We start from the raw sequence: 23,370 nt of genomic DNA on the forward strand, positions 1-23,370 counted from the left end.
ACATCACCGCGAACCATTACAGTTACCAATCCAGCACCAACTTGTTGTTTACCGATCAATGTAACGTTTGCTGCTTTCACCATAGCATCTGCTGCTTCGATAGCACCTACTAAACCTTTTGTTTCAACCATTCCTAATGCATTTGCGTTTGCCATTTTAATTTCCTCCAATTATGAAATGAATAAGTTATTTAGTTAATTTTGATAACACACGTTGAACAAGCAGATCAACTAATTGTTCTTCATCTACTTGCTTATCAACTTCACAGCGTTGACAGTCAAGATTTTCTTGATTTTCAGCCTTTCTCAGATCTGACAATTCTGCAGTACCATAAGCGACACGGCGAATATTAATCAAATTCAACGGGCTGACATTATCAGATGTTGCGCTTCCACCTACAGCTCCACAACCTAAAGTAAAGGCTGGGAACAAACCTGTTGTAGCACCAACTCCTCCTAAAGCAGCAGGAGTATTGACCAAAAGTCTTGAAACAGGTTTTCTTAAGGCAAATTCTCGAACGACACTTTCATCTTGGGTGTGGATAGCTAATGTGTGTCCAGCTCCTTCATGATGAAGAATTCGAATACTCAACTCACAAGCTTCTTCCCAATTTTTAACAGTGTAGAAACCAAGGACAGGAGCAAGTTTTTCCATAGAATATGGATATTGTTTTCCAACTCCTTCACCGTCTGCAATCAAGACGCGGGCATCATCTGGAACAGAGATTCCTGCTAGTTTAGCAATCACTTGAGGTGTTTTACCTACCATTTTTGGATTCATTGCTCCACTAGGTAGAATAATGAAGGAACCAAGTTTCTTAGCATCTTCTTTTGGAACGAAGTAAGCACCTTGACGTTTGAACTCTTCAACAACCTTATCTTTTGTTTCTTCTTCGACAATGATTGATTGTTCAGAAGCACAGATCACACCATTATCAAACGTTTTTGAATCTAGGATTTGACGAACTGCTTTAGGAATATCTGCAGTTTTTTCGATAAAGGCTGGACCATTACCAGGACCTACCCCAATAGCAGGTGTTCCTGATGAATACGCAGCTTTTACCATCGCATTCCCACCGGTTGCCAAAATTAGGTTTGTATCTTTGTGTTTCATCAATTCATTGGTTGCTTCAATAGAAACACGTTGAATCACACCGATTGCACCTTCTGGACAGCCTGCAGAAACTGCTGCTTTTTTAATAATATCTACAGTTTCATTGATACATTTTGCTGCGTGTGGGTGTGGAGAGAAAACAATACTGTTTCCACCCTTTAAAGCGATAAGAGCTTTATACATGACTGTCGAAGTCGGATTGGTTGAAGGGATTAGCCCTGCAACGACTCCAACTGGAACTCCAACTTCAATAACTTTATTTTCCTTATCTTCGCTCAAAATTCCTACTGTACGCATATCCTTGATTTCTTCAAGAATACCTTTTGAAGCAAGGGCATTTTTTAAAACCTTATCTTGCCACTTACCAAATCCAGTTTCTTCAGCAGCCATTTTGGCTAAACGTTCTCTTTGATCATAACAAGCTTTAGCTACAACTTTTACGATCGTATCAATTTGTTCTTGACTCATCAATGCGAGTTTTTGTTGAGCTACTTTTGCTCGTTGAATCAAATGGCGAACTTCTTGAATAGATAAGAGATCTTTATCTTCAATATACATTCAACTTTCTCCTATGATTTCAATTTTAGTAAAGCTTGAATTAGTAATTGTTTGTTCGCAAATTTAATTTCTTTCTTAGATAGATTGATTTTATTTTCCCGATAAGCAATACTTCTTAATTCAACAACTTTGAATTTATTTAATTCTTCCTCAGAATATTTCAGCTGTTCTTCTGTTGATTTTTCCTCTTCAACCACAATATCAGAAACAATATCGGAAACAATTTCTTCAATGCTAGTTTCTTCAACTTCTGACACTAAAGGTTCTGGACTTACCTCAGTTATTTCTAATGAATCAAGATCATTTGATTCACTTTCTTCAACAGATGAGGTAGTTTCAACTTTTGACACTTCTTTATTCTCTTCCTTACGAATTGGAATGAGGATTGAATCTGTTTGTGAGTCTAGTCGTGCAATCACATGACTATGAAGATAGTAAGGTTGATCCTGTGCAATCTCAACTGCAGCTTCTACAGCTGATCTTACTGCACTAACGTCGCCTACTAACTGAACTGTGTTCAAACCTGACTTAACAGTTTCTACATTTAATAGTGAGACATTTGCAGCTTTCAAAGCAGCATCTGCTACAACAATTGCTCCAAGAAAACCTCGCACTTCAATTAATCCAAGTGCCTTTTCTACCATGAGCATACCTCATCTTAATAATTCTGCGGATTGTCTGCAATACTAATAACAGTTCGTGCAAATGCATCACACGCAGCACGACAAGCAGATTGAGATCCAGTCAATAAACCACCAGCAAAGTTTGTTTCACTTGGTGGACCATAGAAGGCTCCAACCGTCACATCAGCAGCTTTTAAAGCAGCATCCAAACCTACCATAGCTTCAGCAGGAGGGGCAATCAAGTAAGCAATTGCTGTACCTTCTTGTGCATTAGCACCTTCAGACAAATAAGTACCTGCTCTTGAAATACAATGAGCAAAATATGGAATACTATCATCATCATTTGCGCTATAGAAGCTAGCTCCGTTTTCAATTTCATAGACCACAACATCCAAGCCACTGCGAACTTCTTCTGGATTTGGCCCAGCCAAGATACCGATTACTTCACCAGCTAGTTTAGTTGAGGCATTTCCAGCTCCAGCATACATACTGCGAGCGTAAACAACTTCAACATCGGCTGCCTTTGTCGCTTCATCCAAAGCAACATAGGTTACATCATCGCAGTCAGAGGTAACAATTCCCAAACTTCTGTGATGTGGTTTCAATTCCAATGATGCTGCTAACCCTGCATCTACATTAGAAATCAATAATGCACTTAATACGTTAGCGCCAAGTCTATCATTTCTCAAAATCTAAACCCCTTTTCTATTTTAATTCTACACCTGACTTCTTATTATCAAGAATCTTCTTAATAATTTCAGCCACGTAGGCACCAGCTTCAACTGCTGGAGTTCCACCTTTATGGATATTTGATACTACTGTACGACGAGATTCTGGCATACCAACTGTAGGTTTATAAGCCATGTAAGCACTCATAGATTCAGCTGTTACCAAGCCAGGACGTTCACCTACAAGCATACAGATCACTTCAGCACCTGTTAGTTCAGCAATTTGGTCCATTGCTGCAACACGAGCATGTTTGATGAAAAGAACTTCATTATATTCAAGACCAAACATTTTTAAACCTTGTTTCAAAGCTGGCAAGAAATCCTTTACGTTTGCTTCAATGGCTGATGAACTCAATCCATCACCAACAACGATCTGGACTTTAGGATTTGATTTACAAGATTCTTTAATGATTTTTTGTTGATCTTCTGGGAATACACGACCATAGTCTGGACGAGTTAAGTATTCATCCTTAGTTGCTGCTTTGGTTTGAACTGGAATGAATCCCATTTCTTTAACAAAATCATCTGATACATAAGAAAATACTGCATCTTGTGCCGCCGCATGGTCAGCACGGAAACGAAGAACTGTTTCAGTCTTGTAACGGTTACCAGCTCTCCACAATCCCAAACGAGCTGGTGTGAATTTTTTAATTTTACGATAAGCTTCTTCGTTAATGGCATTCGGAATCAAAAATTGTTCCTGAATATCCACTTCTGTGATATCTGGAATCATTCCATCCTCAATGAGGCTTTCTTCTTTATCAGGTTGAACACCATTACTCACAGGCGCCTTCAAATCAGAGTTAACTGTTTGCACCTCTTTTTCAGGCTCTGTTATAGCATTCGTATCTAATTCACTTAACAAAGAACGAATCATTTCTTTCAAATCTTGTTCATTCACTGTCAGTACCTCCTCACTAATTTCGTTTCATAAAGACAGATCCATCTCCACCGATTTCAGTAAGATGTCCATCTTTCATCAATCCCATGCCTTCCATCCATTCTTCAAATTCTTTGATTGGACGTTTGTTCAAGAGATCACGCATTGTTGCAGTTTCATGGTAACCAGTAGTTTGGTAGTTCAACATGATATCATCTCCATGAGGAATTGCCATGATGTAGTTAACGTTTGCTGCACCAAGTAGAACCAATAGATTTTCAGCATCATTTTGATCGGCTTTCATGTGGTTAGTGTAACAGATGTCACAACCCATAGAAATACCAGTCAGTTTACCCATGAAGTGGTCTTCCAAACCTGCACGAATAACTTGTTTTGAATCGTACAAATATTCAGGTCCGATGAATCCTACTACTGTATTTACCAAGAATGGATCAAAGCGTTTTGCAAAACCATAACAACGTGCTTCCATTGTTACCTGGTCAGCACCATGGTGAGCGTCTGAAGACAATTCAGAACCTTGACCAGTTTCAAAGTACATCACGTTTGGACCAGCTGCAGTACCAACTTTTTGAGCCGTATCTTTAGCTTCCTGAATCACTTTAGCATTAAAACCAAAGGCTTCATTTCCTTTTTCAGAACCAGCGATAGATTGGAAGACCAATCCTGTTGGAGCGCCTTGGTTCATTGCTTCAATTTGAGTTGTAACGTGAGCTAGTACACAGTGTTGTGTTGGGATCTTATACTCTTCAATAAAGTCATTGAATTTATGAAGAACACGTTTTGTACTTTCTACAGAGTCATCAACTGGGTTTAACCCTAGAAGAGCATCCCCACATCCATAGGCAAAACCTTCCATTGTAGAAGCCATGATACCATCAGGATCATCTGTAGTGTGGTTTGGTTGCAAACGAGATGAGAAGGTTCCAGGCATACCGATAGTTGTATTAGCGCGTTTAGTGATGATTATCTTATTCGCAGCGACAATCAAGTCAAGGTTAGTCATCAACTTAGCAACGGCTGCGACCATTTCTGAAGTCAAGCCACGAGATAGCCATTGAATGTCTACATTTTGGTGTTTGTTATCCAAAATCCACTCACGAAGTTCAGAAACTGTCCAGTTCTTAATTTTTTCATAAGTTCGAAGGTTTACATCATCAATAATAATGCGTGTTACTTCGTCTTCTTCGTATGGTACAACTGGGTTGTTAAACAAATCGGAAAGTTTTAATTGTGATAAAACTACCTTAGCTGCCACACGTTCTTCAGAAGATTCAGCAGCTACGCCCGCAAGTTGGTCACCCGACTTGTATTCATTCGCTTTAGCTAGAACTTCTTTTACTGATTTGAATTCATAGACTCTTCCAAATAATTTTGTCTTTAAAATCATTTAAAGTCTCCTCCTTTAATAATCTTCTTAATTAAAAACTAACGTTTTAACGACGACCGGTAAAACAGATCCCTCAATCACTGGATTACCAATGTCTATATAGTCCCCATTTTGAACATCAACGGAATCTATACATACAAATGGATAATCCTTTGGTAAAATAGCAAATAAACATTGTCCCAAAACTTTAGCCATATCTTCTCTCACGACCACAAGTAAGGGAATATTTTTTCGAATCGTTTCACCCATTCCTTGGACGATTGCTGTAGCATATTCTTGTACTCTTACAAAACTTGGACTTTTTTCTCCATTAAGTGCTAAAGCAACCTGTTGGACCTCATTTTCCAAAGTAAACCATTCTAATTTATCACGAATGATCTTGGTTAATTTTTCGCAACTTTCTAGTTCATCGTCCTTGGCTAATTTCAAAACAGGAATGTTACGTATCGGTAATGTTTTGGATATATAAGTAATGGTACTTCCACTAACTTCTGTTGTATGGCTACCAGCACCAACAACTGTTGCCCGAATAGTTTCGGCCGATTCAATTACTTTCTTTTGTTCGAAAATTTTTGATTGACGAATGGCGCGTCCAAGTATGATACCAATGTCCCCGTAAGCGAAATCATTAGCTACAGCTTCTTCAGTAATAGTATCTGCTACTCCGCCAGAAAACGAAACACAATTAATTTCATAATCCAGCCTCAAACCATGGTTGGTTTGTAAGAATTCATAGTATGGAGCATCAACATCTAGACCAACAGCCTTTTCTAATACACGGACCATAATTTGAATGACTTTATTCAACTCATCCTTATTAACAATATCATTTAAGAACAATCTTAAATTCTCTTGTTTAATAATTTCTTGTAATTTTGGTGCAATGTATTGGATTTTATAGGTCGTGGGATCAATTTTGATCAAGCGTCCACCAATATCTAGACATCCAGTATCTATTACGTCCCCTTCGCGAAACACTGCGAAGTTTGAAGTTCCACCTCCAATATCAATATTTACTACGGACGTATGGTGTTCTTGAGAATATTGATGAGCACAAGCGCCCTTGCCTGCGATGATACTCTCAAGGTCTGGTCCAGCAGTAGCAACTACGAAATCACCTGCGTAACCACTCAAGGCTTGTAAAACCTGACTAGCATTTTCCTTTCTAGCCGTTTCACCAGTAATGATCACAGCCCCCATTTGAATATTTTGCTTTTCAATTCCTGCTTTTTTATATTCTTGAATAACAAAGTCTTTTATCTTATCAACTTCTATCAAAGATTGATGAGAAATGGGTGTAAAAATAATTTCACTCTTATAAAGGACTTTTTTATCCGTTATATAAACTCGCGGAATTGTAAATACTGAAGCAATATTTTCAATTGTAAGTTCAGATAGGACTAGTTGAGTAGTTGCAGTTCCTAGGTCTAACCCAACACTCAAAATTTTATCCGACATAGGAAACCTCCAAAAAAGACGCTTAAAGAATGCACTGAAACATCGTTTCTGCATTCTTTAAGCGTCATTGCTTTTCGACTGACTTCATTGTTAGTCTTTAATTATTTACACTTTAAAAATTATCTTAACTTGCGTTCCCTCATAATTTGAGGTTGTTACAAGTCTTCCGGATAATTTGCTATCTACAAATCGTTGAACAAGGATTAAACCAAGATGCTCTTGGCCCACGGTTTCGACATTGTAACCGCTACCATTATCAATTACTTGTATACGTATTATATCATCATTTTTCGTCATTTGCAAACGAATACATTGATTTTTTTTATTTTTTTGATATTTTTTATTGGAAAAAGCATGCTCATAAGCATTTTGTAATAATTCATTAATAACCAGTGCTAGCGATGATGCTCTATTATGATCTAGATAGATTTGATCACATAATTCCAATTTTAATTGAATATCAGGTCTTTCTGAAAAACAGCGTTGAAGATTAGATGAAACAATTTCAATCAGGGACTTCAGATCGATTTGCTCATGTTCTTGACTAGAAAGAAGCTCATAGGTAGCAGCAATCGACAATATCCGGTTAATACAATCTTCGAAAGCAACCTTTGTACCCGATTCTTTGACCTGTGCTCCTTGCAATCGCAATAAAGAAATAATAGTTTGAAGGTGATTTTTAACTCTGTGATTAATTTCTCGAGACGCTATCACACTCTCTTGGATCTCTTTGTCTTTTTCTTGAAGGTCACTGATATCCCTTATGGTAATAACGGTTTGATGATTGCGAGCATTGGGGTAACACTTTACTTGAAAATAGTGCTTCCCATACTTAACAGTTTTATTACTATCTGAAAAATGATCTTCTACTAATTCAGAAAAGATGGTTCCATCCAAGGAAAGATTATCATAATGCATTCCTTGAACACTATCCAAGTAGCCTAACTTCGTTCGATATAAGATAACAGCAGACTGATTACAATGGAGTAGAAATCCTCCTTGATCAAACACTAATACTGCATCTTCTACATAATCTAATAAGGATACTTCGTCTTCTCGACTTGATTCTGAAGGAGCCTGAAAAATGTAGGAATTATCACCTTTAGAAGGCTTGAGAGAGAAGCCAGACGAAAAGCTATTTGAAAAATCACTTTCAACAATTAAAGTAGCAATGACTTTTTCTCCTCTAGTAATCGGAAAAACAGTCTGTTCAATTGCAACTCCTTCTTGCGATTGTCCACGGAGTCCAACAGAAGGAACTCCTGTCTGGAGAGTTCGTAGCACCCCTGGTTCGTTTTCCAAAAATGCTGATTGCCCTACCACTGTCTTTTCATACAAGCTTTCCTTTGTATGAGGCTTTCTATGAAAAACAACAATTGCATGGTCCGAATAAATATTTTTGACATCGATGAAGACGTCCTTATCCATAAACTCTTTGCTAGATAAAACCGCCTCTGATTGCCGAATCAAGTAATCAATATCCGCCTCATTTAAATCCGTTTTATCTTCACAAAATTTTTTTATTTGATTATTGTGCTTCATTATTTAATAACAGCAATTTTGCAATTTCAATCATTGGAACGCGTTTTTGCATACTAATGGTCCTAATCTGTTTAAAAGCTTCAGGTTCTGAAAGATTATCTCTTGACATCAGGAGCCCTTTTGCTTTTTCTAAAAGAATTCGATCGTCGAGCTTTTTACTAATTTTGATTAATTCCTTTGAAAGTAATTGCTGTTGCCGCCCTTTCTCTATACAAACTGCTATTGTAGGAATTAACGATTTTGCATCCAACGGTTTTACTAAATAAGCACTCGCACCCGTTAAACTCGCTTTTTGAACATAATGATCATCATTAAATGCAGAGAGAATAATCACCCCATACGCTAATCCATCATCTAGTATCTTTTTCCCCGCAGATAATCCGTCCAGTAATGGTAATTTAATATCCATAATGACTAGATCGAAAAAGTGTTTTTGGCAAAGTTCGATAGCTTCAAAACCATCACTTGCTTCTGCAGCCACTTCATAATCTGACTGTTCTAAAATTTGTCTGATATCTAAGCGAATAATTGGATCATCATCACAAATTAGTATTCTGCCCTTCATGAAATCCTTCCCTCGTTTGAAATTATGTTCTTGTTACAATGGTACTTGAAAAGCCTAGTATTTCCTCTAAGCCATTTAGAACCGCATGGAGTGAAGCATCTACTGATGCAACATCTCCAGTCATGACAACCGATCCACTAAAGCGATCGACAAAACCAATCTGTACTCCCGCTGCTTTCGTAGCAATATCCACAGCAATAATAGCTGCCTCACTTGGAGTGATGGTTAATATTCCAATAGCATCTTGAAAATCAGTCTGTAACCCCAATTTTTCAAAAATTACTGGATCAGGACTCGCAATCAAATGAGCTAATGTGACTTGTTTCCCAGGGACATATTCCTGAATCATTCTTTGTTTTTCCGACATATATTACCACCTCTGGATTGGTTTTACACTAAATATAGTTCTAAATAATATGATTATACTATAATTGGTATCCGCTTTCAACTCAAAAATTTCACAATCTTTGTTTCAAACGTCTATCTGCCATCTAGCTATAGGCTTAAACGATAGGTTTCTCGAGCAATCATCAATTCTTCATTAGTTTGGACGATAAGGATTTTACATTTGGAATTGGCATCTTGGATATACAAACTTCCATTTTCATTTAGCTCTTTGTTCACAGACATTCCGAACACCTGTAATTTATCAACGATCAAGGAACGGATTAGAGCTGCATTCTCTCCAATTCCTCCAGTAAATACTAAGGCATCAAGTCCATCAAGATCTACTATATAGGATGCTATTGTATGGGCCACACGATTCACAAACATCTCAATAGCTAATATTGCTTTTTGATTCCCTTCCGTCACGGCTTGAATCAAATCACGCATATCATTGCTCATTTCGGAAATTCCAAGAAGACCTGAAGCTTCATTCAGTAGTTTCTTAACTTCATGGATTGGCATCTTCTGTCTTTCAACCAAGTAAGGGATGATCATTGGGTCAATACTTCCACATCGCGACCCCATCATTAATCCATCAATAGGGGTGAAGCCCATACTCGTATTCACTGACTGCTGCTCTTTGATCGCACAAATACTTGCACCATTTCCTAAATGACAACTAATGATTTTTACATTTTGGTTAGGAAGCTCTTCTTGTTGAAATATCTTTTCTACCGTTTCTGCAATATAGGCGTGGCTGATGCCATGAAAACCATATTTTCGAACATGAAACTTTTCGTACAAACTATATGGTAAAGGATAAAGATAGTGAACTGGGTCCAGGGTTTGATGAAAAGAGGTATCAAAAACAGCGACATTTGTGATGCTAGGAAAATGAGTTTTAAATGACTTGATGACAGATAGACTGATCGGATTATGACTCGGTGCCAAATCTCCTAAATCTGAAATGATCTCCTCATTTTTTTCATCTACCAATACAGATCCCTTAAAACACTCTCCACCATGAGCAACCCGATGACCAACTCCAACAATCTCTTCTATTGAATGAATTTCTCCACTCTCTACAAGGGTCCCTAGCAATACTTGTACTGCAAATTCATGACTAGGAATACAAACATTTTTTTGAACTTGGTTTCTTTTGGTTTGATACTTTACTTTACCATCTTTAAAACCGATTCGATCAAAGATCCCTTTAGCTATAACTGCTTCACTTGGCATTTCTAGTAACTGAAATTTCAAAGATGAGCTTCCTGCATTGATTGCTAATATTTTATCCGACATTTTTTCACCTTCTAAATAAAGAAGTAGGACAGACCTTATTTCAATAGCTTCTGTCCTACAATCTATTATGTACAACTTTTTAAACTATCATGCTTGTTCTCATCAAGTTGTATATTTTTCTGCCTTTTTCTGTATTCCACGATTACATGACATTGACAAGTAGGACAGCTAAAATCGCTCCAATAGTAGGACCTACGATTGGAATCCAGGCATAAGACCAATTTGCATCCCCTTTATTTGGAATTGGTAAAATAGCATAGGCTAAGCGAGGACCGAAATCACGGGCTGGATTGAGGGCAAATCCTGTAGTTGATCCCAAAGACAGACCCACTGCCATGATTAATAAACCAACTAATACAGGTGTCAATCCAGGTGTGATTTCACCATGGGTAATCATCAGTAAAGCAAAGATAAAGAAGAAAGTCGCAATAATTTCACTTAGTAAATTATAGAAAGGATTTGGAATCGCTGGACCCGTTGCAAAAATGCCCACTGAATTCCCTTCTTCCTGACTGGTTTCCTTAAAGTGTGTATGGTACATCACCGTTATAATCGTAGCACCAACGAAAGCTCCTGCTACTTGCGCAATGATGTAACCAAACACTTGATCCCAAGGGAATGATCCGCCAATCGCAAATGCAATAGTAACTGATGGATTTAAATGACCACCTGAATTATAAAATCCTGCCGTATAAACGCCTAGAGTAACTGCTAAGCCCCAAGCAAAGACTGCTGTGAACCAGCTAGGAGCAAAATTTTTAGCGATTGCCTTATTTAAATTGAGAGATGCTCCAAGGCCATTACCAAAGACTATCAGGACCATTGTCCCTAAGAATTCACCTAAATATTTTTCCATAATGATACCTCTACTTATTATCTATCAATAGCATATAACGCAATTTCTTGGTCTTGTATAGAATTTCCACCACTGACTCCAATGGACCCCAGTAGATGTTCTCCCTCAAAAATTGGAACCCCTCCAGAAAGACTGACAATTTTATTGTCCAACATCATTTCCAATTGATATAACCATTGTCCTGGTTGAGTTAATGGTTTTAAATCTTTTGATTCCATTTTCATTCCTACAGCAGTATATGCTTTTTTATAAGCCATCTCATCGCTAACTAATAACGCATGTTCCATTCTATAAGTCATGATGACGCGAGCACTTGAATCAAGAACTGTAATGACCACATCAACTTGTAAGTCTTTTGCTTTTTTTACTGCTCTTTGTACAATATCCCACGCCTTTTGATAGAGTGGATTGGAATAATTCGAATGATTTGATTCAACAGGATAACGATTCAAAATTTCTTTAATAATCTTTAAAGTCATTTTTTCAATTTTATCCTCATTCATCGTCACTTTAACCACCTCCTGCTAATCTTGAACTAAAACGTAACATCAAAAATCGAACTTGTATTAAAGGGTACTCCTTTAACTAACCGAGCGGCATTCGTGCCCAATAAACGTAACTCCCGATTTCCTACACTGTCATATTGTTTAATTCTATAAACATATTTTTCTTTAGGTAAATTTCTATAATGAAGTACGATATCCTGTTTATTCGCCGCTATGCCAACCAGTAAGGACGATTCATGAGAAGCACGATGGGCTGTTAAAACAACATCTTCAACTGTTTCTGCCTGAATATATTCAAACGGTATCCCTTCTTCTTCAATACCAAAACCAACTTGATCAAAAACAGCTCTTTCACTATCCTTTGGAATATAGAAAATGATCTTTGGTTTATTAGATAATTGAATAGTCATAACGGCCACCCTCTGCCTCTCTAGCATACGTCAAGATTAACCCAGTGGCTACAGCATTCCTTGGCCCTTCATTTCCTCGTACATTTCCGCGACCTGCTACGATGGCATGTTGTGACAATGCTTCTGTCACTAGCTGCGGAATTTCAAAGTCTAATGCAGAACCACCAACGATGACGACGAAAGGAATATCACGAATATTTTCCGTAGGACTCACCCGTTTCAGAGCACGAATCGCATTGGTGACAAATACACGCTCTTTAGCAGATTGCCGAACCAAGCGAATCTTCTCAATGGAAAAGTCCTGGTTGTTCAATGGAACAAACTCTTGTTCACCTTTTACTATAACCACACGTGCAAATAAATCACTCGATAAGGGTTGATCAAAGAATTGAACAGTTCCGTCTTCATGACGGATATGGAAAAGACTCTCAACTTTAGCTAAAGGATATTTTTTGATATCTTCCGCCAAATGACGGTTCTCAAGGCCAAGCTCTGAGTTAATCAGCATGGTCACCATATCCCCTGCTCCTGCCAAGTGAATGGCATGGATCTCACCCTGCTTATTAATGATGGAAGCATCTGTAGAACCGGCACCCAAATCCAAAATAGCAAGTGGTGTGTCTGATCCTGGAGTCGTTAAAGCCCCTAAAATGGCCGCTTCTGCTTCAGATCCTCCTATTTCAACTGGGATGCCCAACTCATGCTCAATTTCTTTAGCTATGACAGACATTTGAAGTCTATCAGAATTAACCATAGAAGCAATTCCGACTGCTTGTTCCATAGAAAATTCACCAGCCAAGCCCCCTTGAACAGAGATCGGAACAAAAGTATTCACTGCCAATAAATCTTGAATAGCTATCTGATCTTGGCTTTTATCTGTTAGTTTGGCCATGGTTTGCCTTACTTTTTCAAGCATACCACCAACGTTTGTTCCCGCTTCACCAATCACGTTTTGAATATTTTTGGCAAGGACCACCTGCTCCATAATCGCTTCAGATCCTTTAGAAACATCCACACGTAAGATTTGATTTTCACCAATAATTTGAATGGTCCCAGCTGGAATTTTGCGGGCTTTGACATCACCTTTTGGCGTTTTAATGACGACTGCTGACCGATTTCCAATCAGTGCACGCGCGATTGGCACAATGCTCTTTGTTTCTTCCGGATTCAGTTCAAAAACAGTCGCAATCCCATAAGGATTAGATAACTGTGTAATGACTTTTCCCTGCTCTACAACTTCTACCGCAGCTAACATACCCAAAGGTACCTTATCAATGTATAGAATCTCATCAACGATCGGAATTTTAGATCTTAAACGATTATTGACCAAGACACCATCATCTGCTTGGAGCACAGCTCCTTGAATATTGTAACCGTTTTCAAAATAAGCATTGATCAACTTCGCTACTAAATCAAAATCAATATCCTTTGGAACAACTACAATATAAGGCTCCGTTTTCACTTGATTAATTAAGTCAAGAATATGAACCGTTTTCCCGACACCTAAACCAAGTCCGCCTGGGGTCCGAGGATTATGACCAATCATTGTGGATTCTGTAATCACAGTTTCCGTAATGGTTTCCATAGCTACATCCCCGATAACGGGGGTTGCTTCGTTGATACGAATCAAACTAATATCTTTTAAATCAAGTGACGTCTTAGCCATTAATTTGCGAAGAGAGTCATAGATTCCATGAACATTTTCTTTCGTTCCCTTAATTCCAGTCGTATCAGAAATAGCAGATGAAAGGAAGTGAAGTTTATTTTGTGCAGTATCAAATGCTGCTAACGCAGTTTCTGTTGAGGAATTCCCAATATCAACACCAATGATATATTTCACTATTTTCCTCCAATTCTATCTCGCTGCTAGTTATCGCCTTTCAATTTCTTACGACGTTCATAATGTTCAGCAGCTTCTCTAATAAATCCTGCACAAATCTTTGCTTGATATTGTGTTTCTAATTCTTCTGCAATGGATAAGAGTTCCTCTTTAGAAGAACGATAAGGACGTAAAGCATTGTAAATTTCTAGAACACGTTTGTCTGGAACACGAGTCAATTCAGCAGCCCGAGAAAAGTTATATTGAATAGCCTCACGACCAGAATTTTTTGCGATTTCACCTTGTTTAATTAGAATCTCTGGTTTAATCCGTAAGTCCTGAGATGAAATTTGACCTGAAAGAATATTTTCCAATGTAACATCTTCAAATTTCTTGTTATCTCCAATTTTAATCCAGTCTGGATGCTTTTTAGAAATTGGATAATCATTAGCGGTTGCTTCGTTTTGATTGCTACTTGAAAAGCTTGGAGCACTTGTCTCAGAACGATTCATTTGTTCCAAGATTTGTTTTACTAATAATTCAACTGATTCTGCCATTTTGGACCTCCTACTTTAAATTAACACACACTCATCTGCAGGCTTACCTTTTACGACCAATTTTGTTTCTTTAATGTGAAGCAAAGCTGAGTAAGCCTGATATTTTGGACGTGCCATTTGATCATTCAAGGTAGGAACAGGATTTGGAGTTTCACCTTTTGCATATTTGGCAGCATTTTTACCGATTAAACGATAGGTTTCAGGAGTCAAGAGTGGAGCTTGAGGGAAGAGTTCAAGATTACTCAATGGTGGTAAATCACGTTGGTGGATAACAGTAGTCCCTTTAGACTGTACACCAATAGAAATTCCAGATCCAGAAAGGTGATCCCCTTCAACAGCTACAAAAGCCACGTCAGACGAACGATACACTTTCACAATCCGAGCTTTCAAGCCTTCTTCTTCAATTCCTGCAACTAATTGTCTCAGTACTTCAGTGTGCGGTATGTCAACCATGGTTTTAACTTGCTGTTCCCCAAAAGCTGGACCAACTGCAATGACAACTTCATCAACGGATTGACTTGGCTGGGCAACTCCAACTTTTCGAATCACTGTACCCTCATTGACGGATGCTGTAGTTGTAGCATCTACATGATGAGTCGGTTCTACATGACCGTTAGATTCTGCTTTTACTTCTTTTAACACACTCTCGATGATCGAGCGCAACAACGTTTCATTTATTACTGTCATCGTTAAGTCCTCCTAAATATCACGAGGGTCGATCGCACGTGGAATATCTTTAACTTTTTCCCATTCTTCTCCCACTAAGCGATGTCCAGTACCGACACCAACATAATCGTTTGGAGAGTTAATAGCAGATATAACATTCCAATCTTTATCAAAAATAGCAGACGTTTGTAAAAAGTCACCTGCAGCACGTTGTTTAAACAAATTCAAGAGTTCATTGGCAATTTCTGGGAAGCCATTGTTTGCCAAAGCCTTAATAAGATCCACACCTTGAACACCACGTTCAAGGATACCTTGAGCCGCTTTGATATCTTCAACCTTATCACGGTCAGGCATATCTTTTGAACCGTGTGCATAAGTCGCCGCTTCCACTTCTTCATCTGTGATAGCAGGTAAACCTAAGCCTTTAAATAGAGCTTGCATCACGCGGGCAGCTTTATTCCGTACTTTGATAACTTCTTCTTCACGAACAGGGCGCAAACCACCATCTACACGTAAGTCACGTTGCAGAACATTGTAGTCGTCAAAATCTTCAGCATCCCAGTTAGATCCAGCAAACATATTGTCATAGTTTGGAGTTGCAGAATATCCAGAGTTAATAAAATCGGTACCAGGTGCAAACTGCATTAAGGTACGTACAGAACGCCGCAAATCTGAGTGAGTAAATGTTTGGTCATTTGAAGAGGCACATTCAAGGTCCAGCATCGTCGCAATTAAGTTTTCAGCAACGACTGCACGAATACCACTTGGAACAGCTGCTGGAATACCAATACAACTAACAGAACCATTTTGTGTTCCTTGAACACCCGCAGCTTTTGTAATATATAGACAGCGAGCTTCCAAGTAAAGCATAGACTTACCTTCTGCTTGTCCCATTTGAACTTCTGAACCAGTTCCTGAAGTAAAACGCATCTTCAATCCACGAGAAGCATAGGCAGACGCCAAAAAGGCTTTTGACCAAGGAGTATCATCACCATCTGTAAATACATCTTCTGTACCATAAACGGAGATAGTTTCAGCATAAGCTGTGAAGCCACGCATACCAAATTCAAGTTCTGTTGCTTCTTCCAATGAACACTGAGTGAGAACTCCAGGACGACCAACTTGCGAACCAATCATAAGAGACAAGGCATTGAAAGGTGCATAACGAACAACGGCTACTGTGGTTTCTTGTTCAGCAAATCCACGCAGAGCCCCTTCTGCAGCATCCGCAGCAATCTGTACCGGATTATCATTCACGTTTGTAACGTGCGCTTGTGTTGCTGTTTGTTTCCGTGTCCGCATTTTTTGCAAACACATCATGATTTCAACAACATTCATGTGATTCACAACTTCACAAATTTTTGCAGGAGTCATTGCTTTGGTCAATCGAACAATTTCAGAACGTGGTACATTCGGAGTTAAAATTTTGTTAGCGATCTCTTTAGAATCCATTCGAACAACTTCTTCTGCATGTTTCAAATCAATTCCATAAGTAGCGATAAACTGATCGATTAAATCAAATTCTTCTCTTGATTTTCCATCTAATTCAACTACGACGCCATTTTCAATACGAATACTAGGCTTTGGATCATTAGGGCTATCCATAGCCACTAAACCTTCTTCAACCCACTCTGTTACGAATCCATCCTGATTAATTGGTCGTTTACTGAGAACTTCAAAACGTTTTGATTTTGTCATGTTTCATTCCCCCATTCTCTAAATGTAGGATGGCTGACCATTCACTGGTGTGTCACCGAGACTTCCAAGCAATTGAAGCCCGATTTCTCTTGCAGAAACGACAGCTTGTCTCACTGCTCCAGAATCACCACTGATAAACAAAATAACCTCATTTGAATGGCTTGTTCCACCATTACCTGGTGAAGCATAACCAACAACATCAACTGTAGCTGATTTAACTGCAGTATCCGCCATAACAACTCCGATGGCTGCAGGCGCACCTACAATGAGACCAAAGGCACGACCAACTTCAGCACCAAAAGCTGTTTCGATGGCATGGCTTGCTCTCGCAGTGTATTGCAATTCGATATGGCCTGCTTCATTGGCATAGACATCCCCAAATGTACGATTGACTTCGCCTAAAGTTACTTCTACTGCACGGCGTACATCTGATACATCTTCTCCACCAAAGATAATTAAGTTACCATGTCCTGCTCCACCTTTTGTATCACGAGGTAATTCGATGCTAACGATCTCTGTATTTGTAGCTTTTACAGCTTCATCTGCAGCCATAATATGAGGTCCAGCTCCTGTACGAGCACCTATAATACCAATAGACCGATAGTATTTTTTCAACTTCATAGCATCCAACAACTGTTGATCGACATTGGCAATCACGAGACCAATGGTATCTCCTGTTGGATTTGAACCAACAAATTCAGTAACATTACAATTATTAGCCATTTTATTACTCCTTTATGTATGATAAAAACGACTGTAATATTTTTAAAAAGCCTGTTCTACAACTTTCAACAATTCTTCAACTGTAGGAACTCTTGGATTCGTAATCGTACACTTATCCACTAAGGCCGCTTCTGCAATCTCACGCTTATTCTCATTAAAATCTTCAAGTCCTACTCCATAAGCGCTCAATGAAGTTGGGTGATCTAATTTCTTCTGAAGTTTCCGAACAGAATCGACTAGTTGTCGTACACCAAGAACAGGTGTAGAAGCACTCAAGCCTAATAAACGAGCAATCTGTTGATAGCGTTCAGCAGTTTCTTTATTCAAATTACCTGTGCGGGCACCATTAGTTGTCACATTAGCATTATACTGGATAATATGTGGCATTAAGATGCTGTTGAGACGTCCATGTGGGATATGGAATTTTGCTCCTGCAGCATGGGCGATACTATGATTGATCCCCAATGAAGCTGAGTTGAAAGCCATTCCTGCCAAAGTAGAGGCTACATGCATTTTTTCACGAGCTTCTAAATCATGGCCATCTTTGTATGCACGAGGTAAGTATTCAAAAACTAATTTGATAGCTTTTTCAGCTAAAGCGTCAGAAAAATCAGTCGCTTTATTAGAAACATAAGCCTCGATTGCATGCGTCAATACATCCATACCAGTATCAGCTGTGATATTAGCTGGTAAAGTTTCCACCAAATTCGAATCCAAAATTGCGACATCCGGTAAAATATCCCAATCGACAATCGGATACTTCTGTTCTTTCTCTGCATCGGTAATCACTGCAAAACTAGTTACTTCAGAGCCTGTACCACTAGTAGTCGGTATAGAGATTAGTTTCACATCTTTAAAGACACCTTGTTTCTTAGCAAAGTAATACATGGCTTTAGAAGCATCGATTGCAGATCCCCCACCAACTGATAAGACAATATCGATTGATTTTCCTTCAGTAGCTTTAATCCCTGCCACGATGACATCAATTGGCGGATCTGGAACGATATCCGTAAAGATCACAAGATCGTTACTTGTATCTAAGAATTCAAGAATTCGATCCAACTGTCCAGATTCTTTTAAAAATGGATCAGCAACAACCAATATCGATTTGTTGTGATAATCGCCCAAGTGAGCCAAGGCACCCTTACCGACAAAAATTTGTGTTTTGTAGTAAATGTTATACATTTGTTCCCCTTTCTTTCTTGAGTTTCATTATTTTACCTCCTTTACTAGATGAAACTCTTCAGAATACATAAAAAGAAGCCACATGAAATACAGCCAAACCACATAAAGTTTTGGCATATTTCATATAGCTTCGTCGCTTAAATTTGTACTCCTTTGTACTTTATAAAAAGTATACCATAAAAACGTTTTCAACGCAAAAGAAAAAGCATATATTTTTATATTTTTAAGCATAATACTTGCAGTTTCTTCTAGATCATGATATCATGTAATTACTAGAAATGATTTTGGTACTTTTAAGGGTATGGAAGTTTGGTGAAAATCCAACACGGTCCCGCCACTGTGATAAGCTTTGCTTTAAGTCAGGTCTTTATTCTTAAATTTTAGTAGATTTCACGCCTCGATGTAAGGTGGTGATGTCAGTTAGGAAATACACCAAAATAGTGCTTTCCCCTATTGACTCTACGTTTAAGTACGTATCATTTTCTAAGGATGGATTTTCCATCATCTGCGAGGAAGCAGAGTCAATATTTGGAGAGCTACTGTTAACCAATGATGCTTAACACGAAGTTTGTACACTGATGTACATATGGCTTTCGAATGTGAACCTTGCCTTTCTCTCTGGGGAGGTAAGGTTTTTTATATTTTCCTAAAGGATGCTCTATTCCAAAACTTTAGTCTCGACATCAACAGAAAAGCACTACCCTATTTTTAGTTTGGGTAGTGCTTTTTCTATTAGCTATTATTCTTCTGTGCCCAACGCTCCACATCTGCCTTTGTAATATTGTGGAACACCTTAGCTCCTCTTTCATAAGGAATATCTTGGCAGTGTTTACGATAGTTAATGACACGTGCAAGCGCAAAGAAATAATCAGATAAACGATTGATAAAAATCAAGACTTGATTATTGATTTCATTCGTCCACATGGTCGCTACCACAAGGCGCTCTGCACGCCGAGCAATGGTTCTTGCCACATGAATCATAGAAGCAATTTCATCGCCACCAGGTAAAATAAATCTTTCCAGAGCTGGCGGGATATCCGCATAAGTATCAATTCGTTCTTCAATCCATTTAACGAGGCTTTCATCTACTTTATATGGGTATACACCATGAGGAGTAGACAAATCAGAACCACAATCAAACAGGTAATTCTGTAACTGATACAGTTCGTCTCTCAATTCATCAGCCGGATCCATTTTACTAATCGTATAACCGACCCAAGTGTTTAATTCATCTACGGTACCATAAGCATTGACACGATCTGAATCTTTTGCAACGCTTTGACCACCTACTAATTTTGTAAGACCTTTATCTCCAGTCTTTGTATATAGTTGCATATTTTCCTCCTTTATTACCCTTTATCTAATGTCGACGTAGTCATCCCGGTCCAGTTTTACCTCCTCAAAAGTCGGCATACGCTCTATAGTATACACGGAACTTTCCATTAAAAAGAAAGCTAAAGGACAACCAGATCCTTCCCCTAAACGCATATCCATCTGAAGCATTGGGGATAAGCCTAAATAATCCGAAACAATTTGATAGCCCGGTTCTGTAGAACAATGAGATGGGAAACAATAGTCAAGCACTTCTTTCTTTAACTGTGAAGCAATTAAGAGTCCTGTCAAAGAAATCAACCCATCAATGACACAAGGAAGTTGGTGCTGGGCACAAGCTAAATAGGTGCCAACCATCCCTAACATATCCAGGCCACCAACTTTGGAGACGAGATCGATAATATCGCTATAGGGGGCATGTTTGGTTACCGCTTCTTGAATGACAGCTGTTTTATGAGCCTTCATCTCTTCCGTCACTCCCGCTCCGTATCCTGTCACCTTTTGGGCAGGGATTCCCAAAGTGGCAGCAATGACTGCGGCGGAAGTTGTGGTGTTTCCAACCCCCATCTCTCCTGTACCAAATAAGGTATAGCCCTGATGGATCTTTTCAACCGTTCTTCTATACCCAACTAAAATGGCTTCCATGGCTTGCTCTCGCGTCATGGCAGCTTCTTTTAGCATATTGCGCGTTCCATGTAATACATGGTCCGGGTTATCGGAATAAATTGGACTCTTACAACCAATATCAATGACACAAATATCAGACCCAGCATGTTCTGCAATATTACAAACCCCTGCTTTACCATTTCTAATATTATTAGCTACAATAAAGGTTGTTTCGATAGGATTTGAGGAGATTCCTTCTTCACAAATTCCATTATCCGCCACATAGATCATGACGATTTTTTTTGATAGCTGGATTTTGTTAGGAAACATCGCATATAGCTTGGCATACATTTTTTCCATTTTACCTAATGCACCAAGAGGTTTTGCTAAGCGATCACACACCTTTACACCCTCTTCTAATGCTGTAACATTAATTGGTACAATTTTTTCTAGGATTTGATTTAATTCTTCTTGCCTATTCAAAGATCTCCTCCACCTTCTTTACCTGGAGCCCGTCGTATATAATCTTGCTTAGATTTCTGAGAGAATAATAACTTGCCAAAGGATGGTGTGCCAGTCGTCTTTCTAACTCAGTCATGTGCATCAGTTGGTCTTCTGTCAGCAGAATACCAACTACACTACCACTATGGGCAACATTAACTCCTAGTAGACCTAATTCATTTACGATGTCGATAATATCGTTTAAATAGGGTTTAGGTAGTCGTTTGTTATTCAACAAGGCACTTGTAGTCGCAACAGCGCCTAATAGCTGCACATTTTGCTGGTCACAGGCTATTTTAAAATCAGTCAATAATTTTTTTGATTGCTCAGCAGGATATTTGGGACTATCCGTCATTCTTATGAAACTCGTCGTATCAACAATTTGATCTGGCTCTAGAATGTATACATAAAGCTTTGGTTTCCACCTTGTCTGCCATTGAATCTCACCATTAAGAGGATTCATCACGGTCCAGTCTGAAAACCCAACGGAATCACTTGGTTCAATCTTTGAACAAAGACTCGTTAATAAGGGAATCGACACTTTTCCATGTTTATAGGCAGAATAAGCTCCTAAGATCGAAAGCATATCCGCTGTACTACTAGAATAGCCCTTTCCAACAGAAATATCTGTTTGAAAAGTATAGTCGAAATCTATCTGATCTGTTAGTTCATGGATAACTTGCAGCATTTTAGGGCGTAACACTTCTTCCATGACACCTGTTTGAGGACCAATCACTACTTGACTTTTCTTTTCAATCCCATAAGACATCAAAAATTCTTCACCATCCACCACACATTGAAACAATTCTCCGCAAGATCCTGGACAAGATGCTTTCATCGCTCTTATCACTCTTCTTCTCCTCCAAGAATCGCTTCCAAGGCAGCTAATAAACAGCTATTCTCTTCTCTACTACGAATCGCAATGCGGTAGTAATTACTCGTCAAATTCCGATAGTTCGCACACGAGCGGATAAAAATGTTATAACGCCATAATTCTTCTCGTAAATCCTTATCCCCTGTATACTGAAAGAAGATGTAATTGACACTCGGTTTTAGAACCCTTAATGCAGAAAAATTTTCCAAGGATTGATAGAGGAAATCTTTCTCATTCTGTAACCATTTTAAAGTTTGAGTTTGATAATCTCGATCCTTTAAAATTACCGGCAAGGCTTGAAGAGCCAATGCATTGATCGTCCACGGAGCCCGCCGTTCATTCATTTTTGCTAAACAAGGATGGATCCCAAGAGCATAGCCTAAGCGTAAGCCTGGTATTGCGTGAAATTTCGTTAAAGAGCGAACGACAATCGCATTTGCGAAATCACTCAAATAGGGAACAAAACTATACTCTTTCTCATCTTCTAAAAAGTCAATAAAAGCTTCATCTAGAATAAAATGAATATTCTGTTCCAGCAATCTTTTTCCAAGTTCTAGCAAGTGACCAACTGGAACAAGAGAGCCAGTTGGATTGTTAGGATTACACAATAAGACAGCATCTCCAGCTTCCAATTGGTCTATGTCGGACAATAGACCTTCCACAGTCCAAGTAAATTGAGGAGCCGTTAAATGATGATAAAGAATTTCTGTCCCTTCTTGATGAAAAGCTTTTTCATATTCCATGAAGGTGGGACTTAAAATCAGTAATCTCTTTGGCTTTAAGATCTGAGCTAGTTCATAAAATAAACCAACTGCACCATTTGACAAAAGGATTTCTAAATCTTGATTTCCATGATGCTCCCTTAGCAAATCCTTTTCATATTGGTTTGTGATATCTGGATATTCCGTAATTCTATCAATACTGTCCACCAAGACTTGTCGGAGGCTTGTAGAAACTCCAAGCGGATTGATATTGGCACTAAAATCAATCCACTTTTCAGAAGAGTTCCCATTTTTTTCAGCTAATAGACGTCCATTCCCTCCGTGTTCAACAATCATACACATCTCCTTCTT

The 23,370-nt window shown here is 38.6% G+C and carries 24 protein-coding genes and 1 riboswitch; all 24 genes read right to left on the reverse strand.

The window, feature by feature from the left end:
- Positions 1-155, reverse strand: a 155-nt coding sequence (locus I2D56_RS02320) for a BMC domain-containing protein (protein WP_195347952.1), incomplete at its 3' end; no start/stop codon positions are given.
- Positions 156-186: 31 nt separating this feature from the next.
- Positions 187-1,671, reverse strand: coding sequence for an acetaldehyde dehydrogenase (acetylating) (locus I2D56_RS02325; protein WP_195347892.1), 1,485 nt, complete (start codon positions 1,669-1,671; stop codon positions 187-189).
- Positions 1,672-1,682: 11 nt separating this feature from the next.
- Positions 1,683-2,315, reverse strand: a complete 633-nt coding sequence (locus I2D56_RS02330) for a BMC domain-containing protein (protein ID WP_195347893.1) — start codon at positions 2,313-2,315, stop codon at positions 1,683-1,685.
- 14 nt (positions 2,316-2,329) lie between these two features.
- Complete coding sequence (gene eutL, locus I2D56_RS02335) at positions 2,330-2,983, reverse strand: ethanolamine utilization microcompartment protein EutL (protein ID WP_009730856.1); 654 nt, start codon at positions 2,981-2,983, stop codon at positions 2,330-2,332.
- Positions 2,984-2,999: 16 nt separating this feature from the next.
- Positions 3,000-3,923 carry an ethanolamine ammonia-lyase subunit EutC gene (eutC, locus tag I2D56_RS02340; RefSeq protein ID WP_195347894.1) on the reverse strand — a complete coding sequence of 308 codons (924 nt, stop codon included), beginning with the start codon at positions 3,921-3,923 and terminating at the stop codon, positions 3,000-3,002.
- A 16-nt stretch (positions 3,924-3,939) separates the two neighbouring features.
- Complete coding sequence (locus I2D56_RS02345) at positions 3,940-5,310, reverse strand: ethanolamine ammonia-lyase subunit EutB (protein ID WP_006596184.1); 1,371 nt, start codon at positions 5,308-5,310, stop codon at positions 3,940-3,942.
- A gap of 27 nt (positions 5,311-5,337) precedes the next feature.
- Positions 5,338-6,768 carry an ethanolamine ammonia-lyase reactivating factor EutA gene (gene eutA, locus I2D56_RS02350; RefSeq protein ID WP_195347895.1) on the reverse strand — a complete coding sequence of 477 codons (1,431 nt, stop codon included), beginning with the start codon at positions 6,766-6,768 and terminating at the stop codon, positions 5,338-5,340.
- A 105-nt stretch (positions 6,769-6,873) separates the two neighbouring features.
- Positions 6,874-8,310 carry a sensor histidine kinase gene (locus I2D56_RS02355; protein WP_195347896.1) on the reverse strand — a complete coding sequence of 479 codons (1,437 nt, stop codon included), beginning with the start codon at positions 8,308-8,310 and terminating at the stop codon, positions 6,874-6,876.
- Positions 8,297-8,875 (reverse strand): ANTAR domain-containing response regulator, encoded by a 579-nt coding sequence (locus I2D56_RS02360; RefSeq protein ID WP_195347897.1) that lies wholly within the window; start codon positions 8,873-8,875, stop codon positions 8,297-8,299. The genes I2D56_RS02355 and I2D56_RS02360 overlap by 14 nt, the downstream gene beginning before the upstream one ends.
- A gap of 22 nt (positions 8,876-8,897) precedes the next feature.
- A complete protein-coding gene (locus I2D56_RS02365; protein ID WP_006596180.1) occupies positions 8,898-9,242 on the reverse strand; it encodes a BMC domain-containing protein in 345 nt (114 codons plus the stop codon).
- Positions 9,243-9,370: 128 nt separating this feature from the next.
- Positions 9,371-10,564: an acetate/propionate family kinase gene (locus I2D56_RS02370; protein WP_195347898.1), complete on the reverse strand. Its 1,194-nt coding sequence runs from the start codon at positions 10,562-10,564 to the stop codon at positions 9,371-9,373.
- Positions 10,565-10,706: 142 nt separating this feature from the next.
- On the reverse strand, positions 10,707-11,420 hold the full coding sequence (locus tag I2D56_RS02375) for an MIP/aquaporin family protein (protein WP_195347899.1): 714 nt from the start codon (positions 11,418-11,420) through the stop codon (positions 10,707-10,709).
- 17 nt (positions 11,421-11,437) lie between these two features.
- Positions 11,438-11,923, reverse strand: a complete 486-nt coding sequence (locus I2D56_RS02380) for a GlcG/HbpS family heme-binding protein (RefSeq protein WP_229050171.1) — start codon at positions 11,921-11,923, stop codon at positions 11,438-11,440.
- Positions 11,924-11,955: 32 nt separating this feature from the next.
- Positions 11,956-12,336 (reverse strand): glycerol dehydratase reactivase beta/small subunit family protein, encoded by a 381-nt coding sequence (locus I2D56_RS02385; RefSeq protein ID WP_195347901.1) that lies wholly within the window; start codon positions 12,334-12,336, stop codon positions 11,956-11,958.
- A complete protein-coding gene (locus tag I2D56_RS02390; RefSeq protein WP_195347902.1) occupies positions 12,317-14,176 on the reverse strand; it encodes a diol dehydratase reactivase subunit alpha in 1,860 nt (619 codons plus the stop codon). Before I2D56_RS02390 ends, I2D56_RS02385 begins: the two co-directional genes overlap by 20 nt.
- A gap of 26 nt (positions 14,177-14,202) precedes the next feature.
- Positions 14,203-14,712, reverse strand: coding sequence for a diol dehydratase small subunit (locus tag I2D56_RS02395; RefSeq protein ID WP_195347903.1), 510 nt, complete (start codon positions 14,710-14,712; stop codon positions 14,203-14,205).
- Positions 14,713-14,727: 15 nt separating this feature from the next.
- The gene (locus I2D56_RS02400; protein WP_195347904.1) at positions 14,728-15,399 is read right to left on the reverse strand and encodes a propanediol/glycerol family dehydratase medium subunit; all 672 of its coding nucleotides are present in this window, start codon (positions 15,397-15,399) and stop codon (positions 14,728-14,730) included.
- Positions 15,400-15,411: 12 nt separating this feature from the next.
- Positions 15,412-17,076, reverse strand: coding sequence for a propanediol/glycerol family dehydratase large subunit (locus I2D56_RS02405; protein ID WP_009730844.1), 1,665 nt, complete (start codon positions 17,074-17,076; stop codon positions 15,412-15,414).
- 18 nt (positions 17,077-17,094) lie between these two features.
- Positions 17,095-17,799 carry a propanediol utilization microcompartment protein PduB gene (pduB, locus tag I2D56_RS02410; protein ID WP_009730843.1) on the reverse strand — a complete coding sequence of 235 codons (705 nt, stop codon included), beginning with the start codon at positions 17,797-17,799 and terminating at the stop codon, positions 17,095-17,097.
- Between the two features lie 42 nt (positions 17,800-17,841).
- Complete coding sequence (locus I2D56_RS02415) at positions 17,842-18,984, reverse strand: 1-propanol dehydrogenase PduQ (RefSeq protein WP_195347905.1); 1,143 nt, start codon at positions 18,982-18,984, stop codon at positions 17,842-17,844.
- 276 nt (positions 18,985-19,260) lie between these two features.
- Positions 19,261-19,406: riboswitch (adenosylcobalamin (AdoCbl) riboswitch) on the forward strand.
- A 310-nt stretch (positions 19,407-19,716) separates the two neighbouring features.
- Positions 19,717-20,319, reverse strand: coding sequence for a cob(I)yrinic acid a,c-diamide adenosyltransferase (locus I2D56_RS02420; RefSeq protein WP_006596169.1), 603 nt, complete (start codon positions 20,317-20,319; stop codon positions 19,717-19,719).
- Positions 20,320-20,340: 21 nt separating this feature from the next.
- On the reverse strand, positions 20,341-21,405 hold the full coding sequence (cobT, locus tag I2D56_RS02425; RefSeq protein WP_123160357.1) for a nicotinate-nucleotide--dimethylbenzimidazole phosphoribosyltransferase: 1,065 nt from the start codon (positions 21,403-21,405) through the stop codon (positions 20,341-20,343).
- Complete coding sequence (locus I2D56_RS02430; protein WP_243634244.1) at positions 21,398-22,273, reverse strand: kinase; 876 nt, start codon at positions 22,271-22,273, stop codon at positions 21,398-21,400. The genes cobT and I2D56_RS02430 overlap by 8 nt, the downstream gene beginning before the upstream one ends.
- Positions 22,270-23,355, reverse strand: coding sequence for a threonine-phosphate decarboxylase CobD (gene cobD, locus I2D56_RS02435; RefSeq protein ID WP_195347906.1), 1,086 nt, complete (start codon positions 23,353-23,355; stop codon positions 22,270-22,272). Before cobD ends, I2D56_RS02430 begins: the two co-directional genes overlap by 4 nt.
- Positions 23,356-23,370: the final 15 nt, after the last annotated feature.

The organism is Streptococcus australis (genome assembly GCF_015553625.1).
Classification (GTDB): domain Bacteria; phylum Bacillota; class Bacilli; order Lactobacillales; family Streptococcaceae; genus Streptococcus; species Streptococcus australis_B.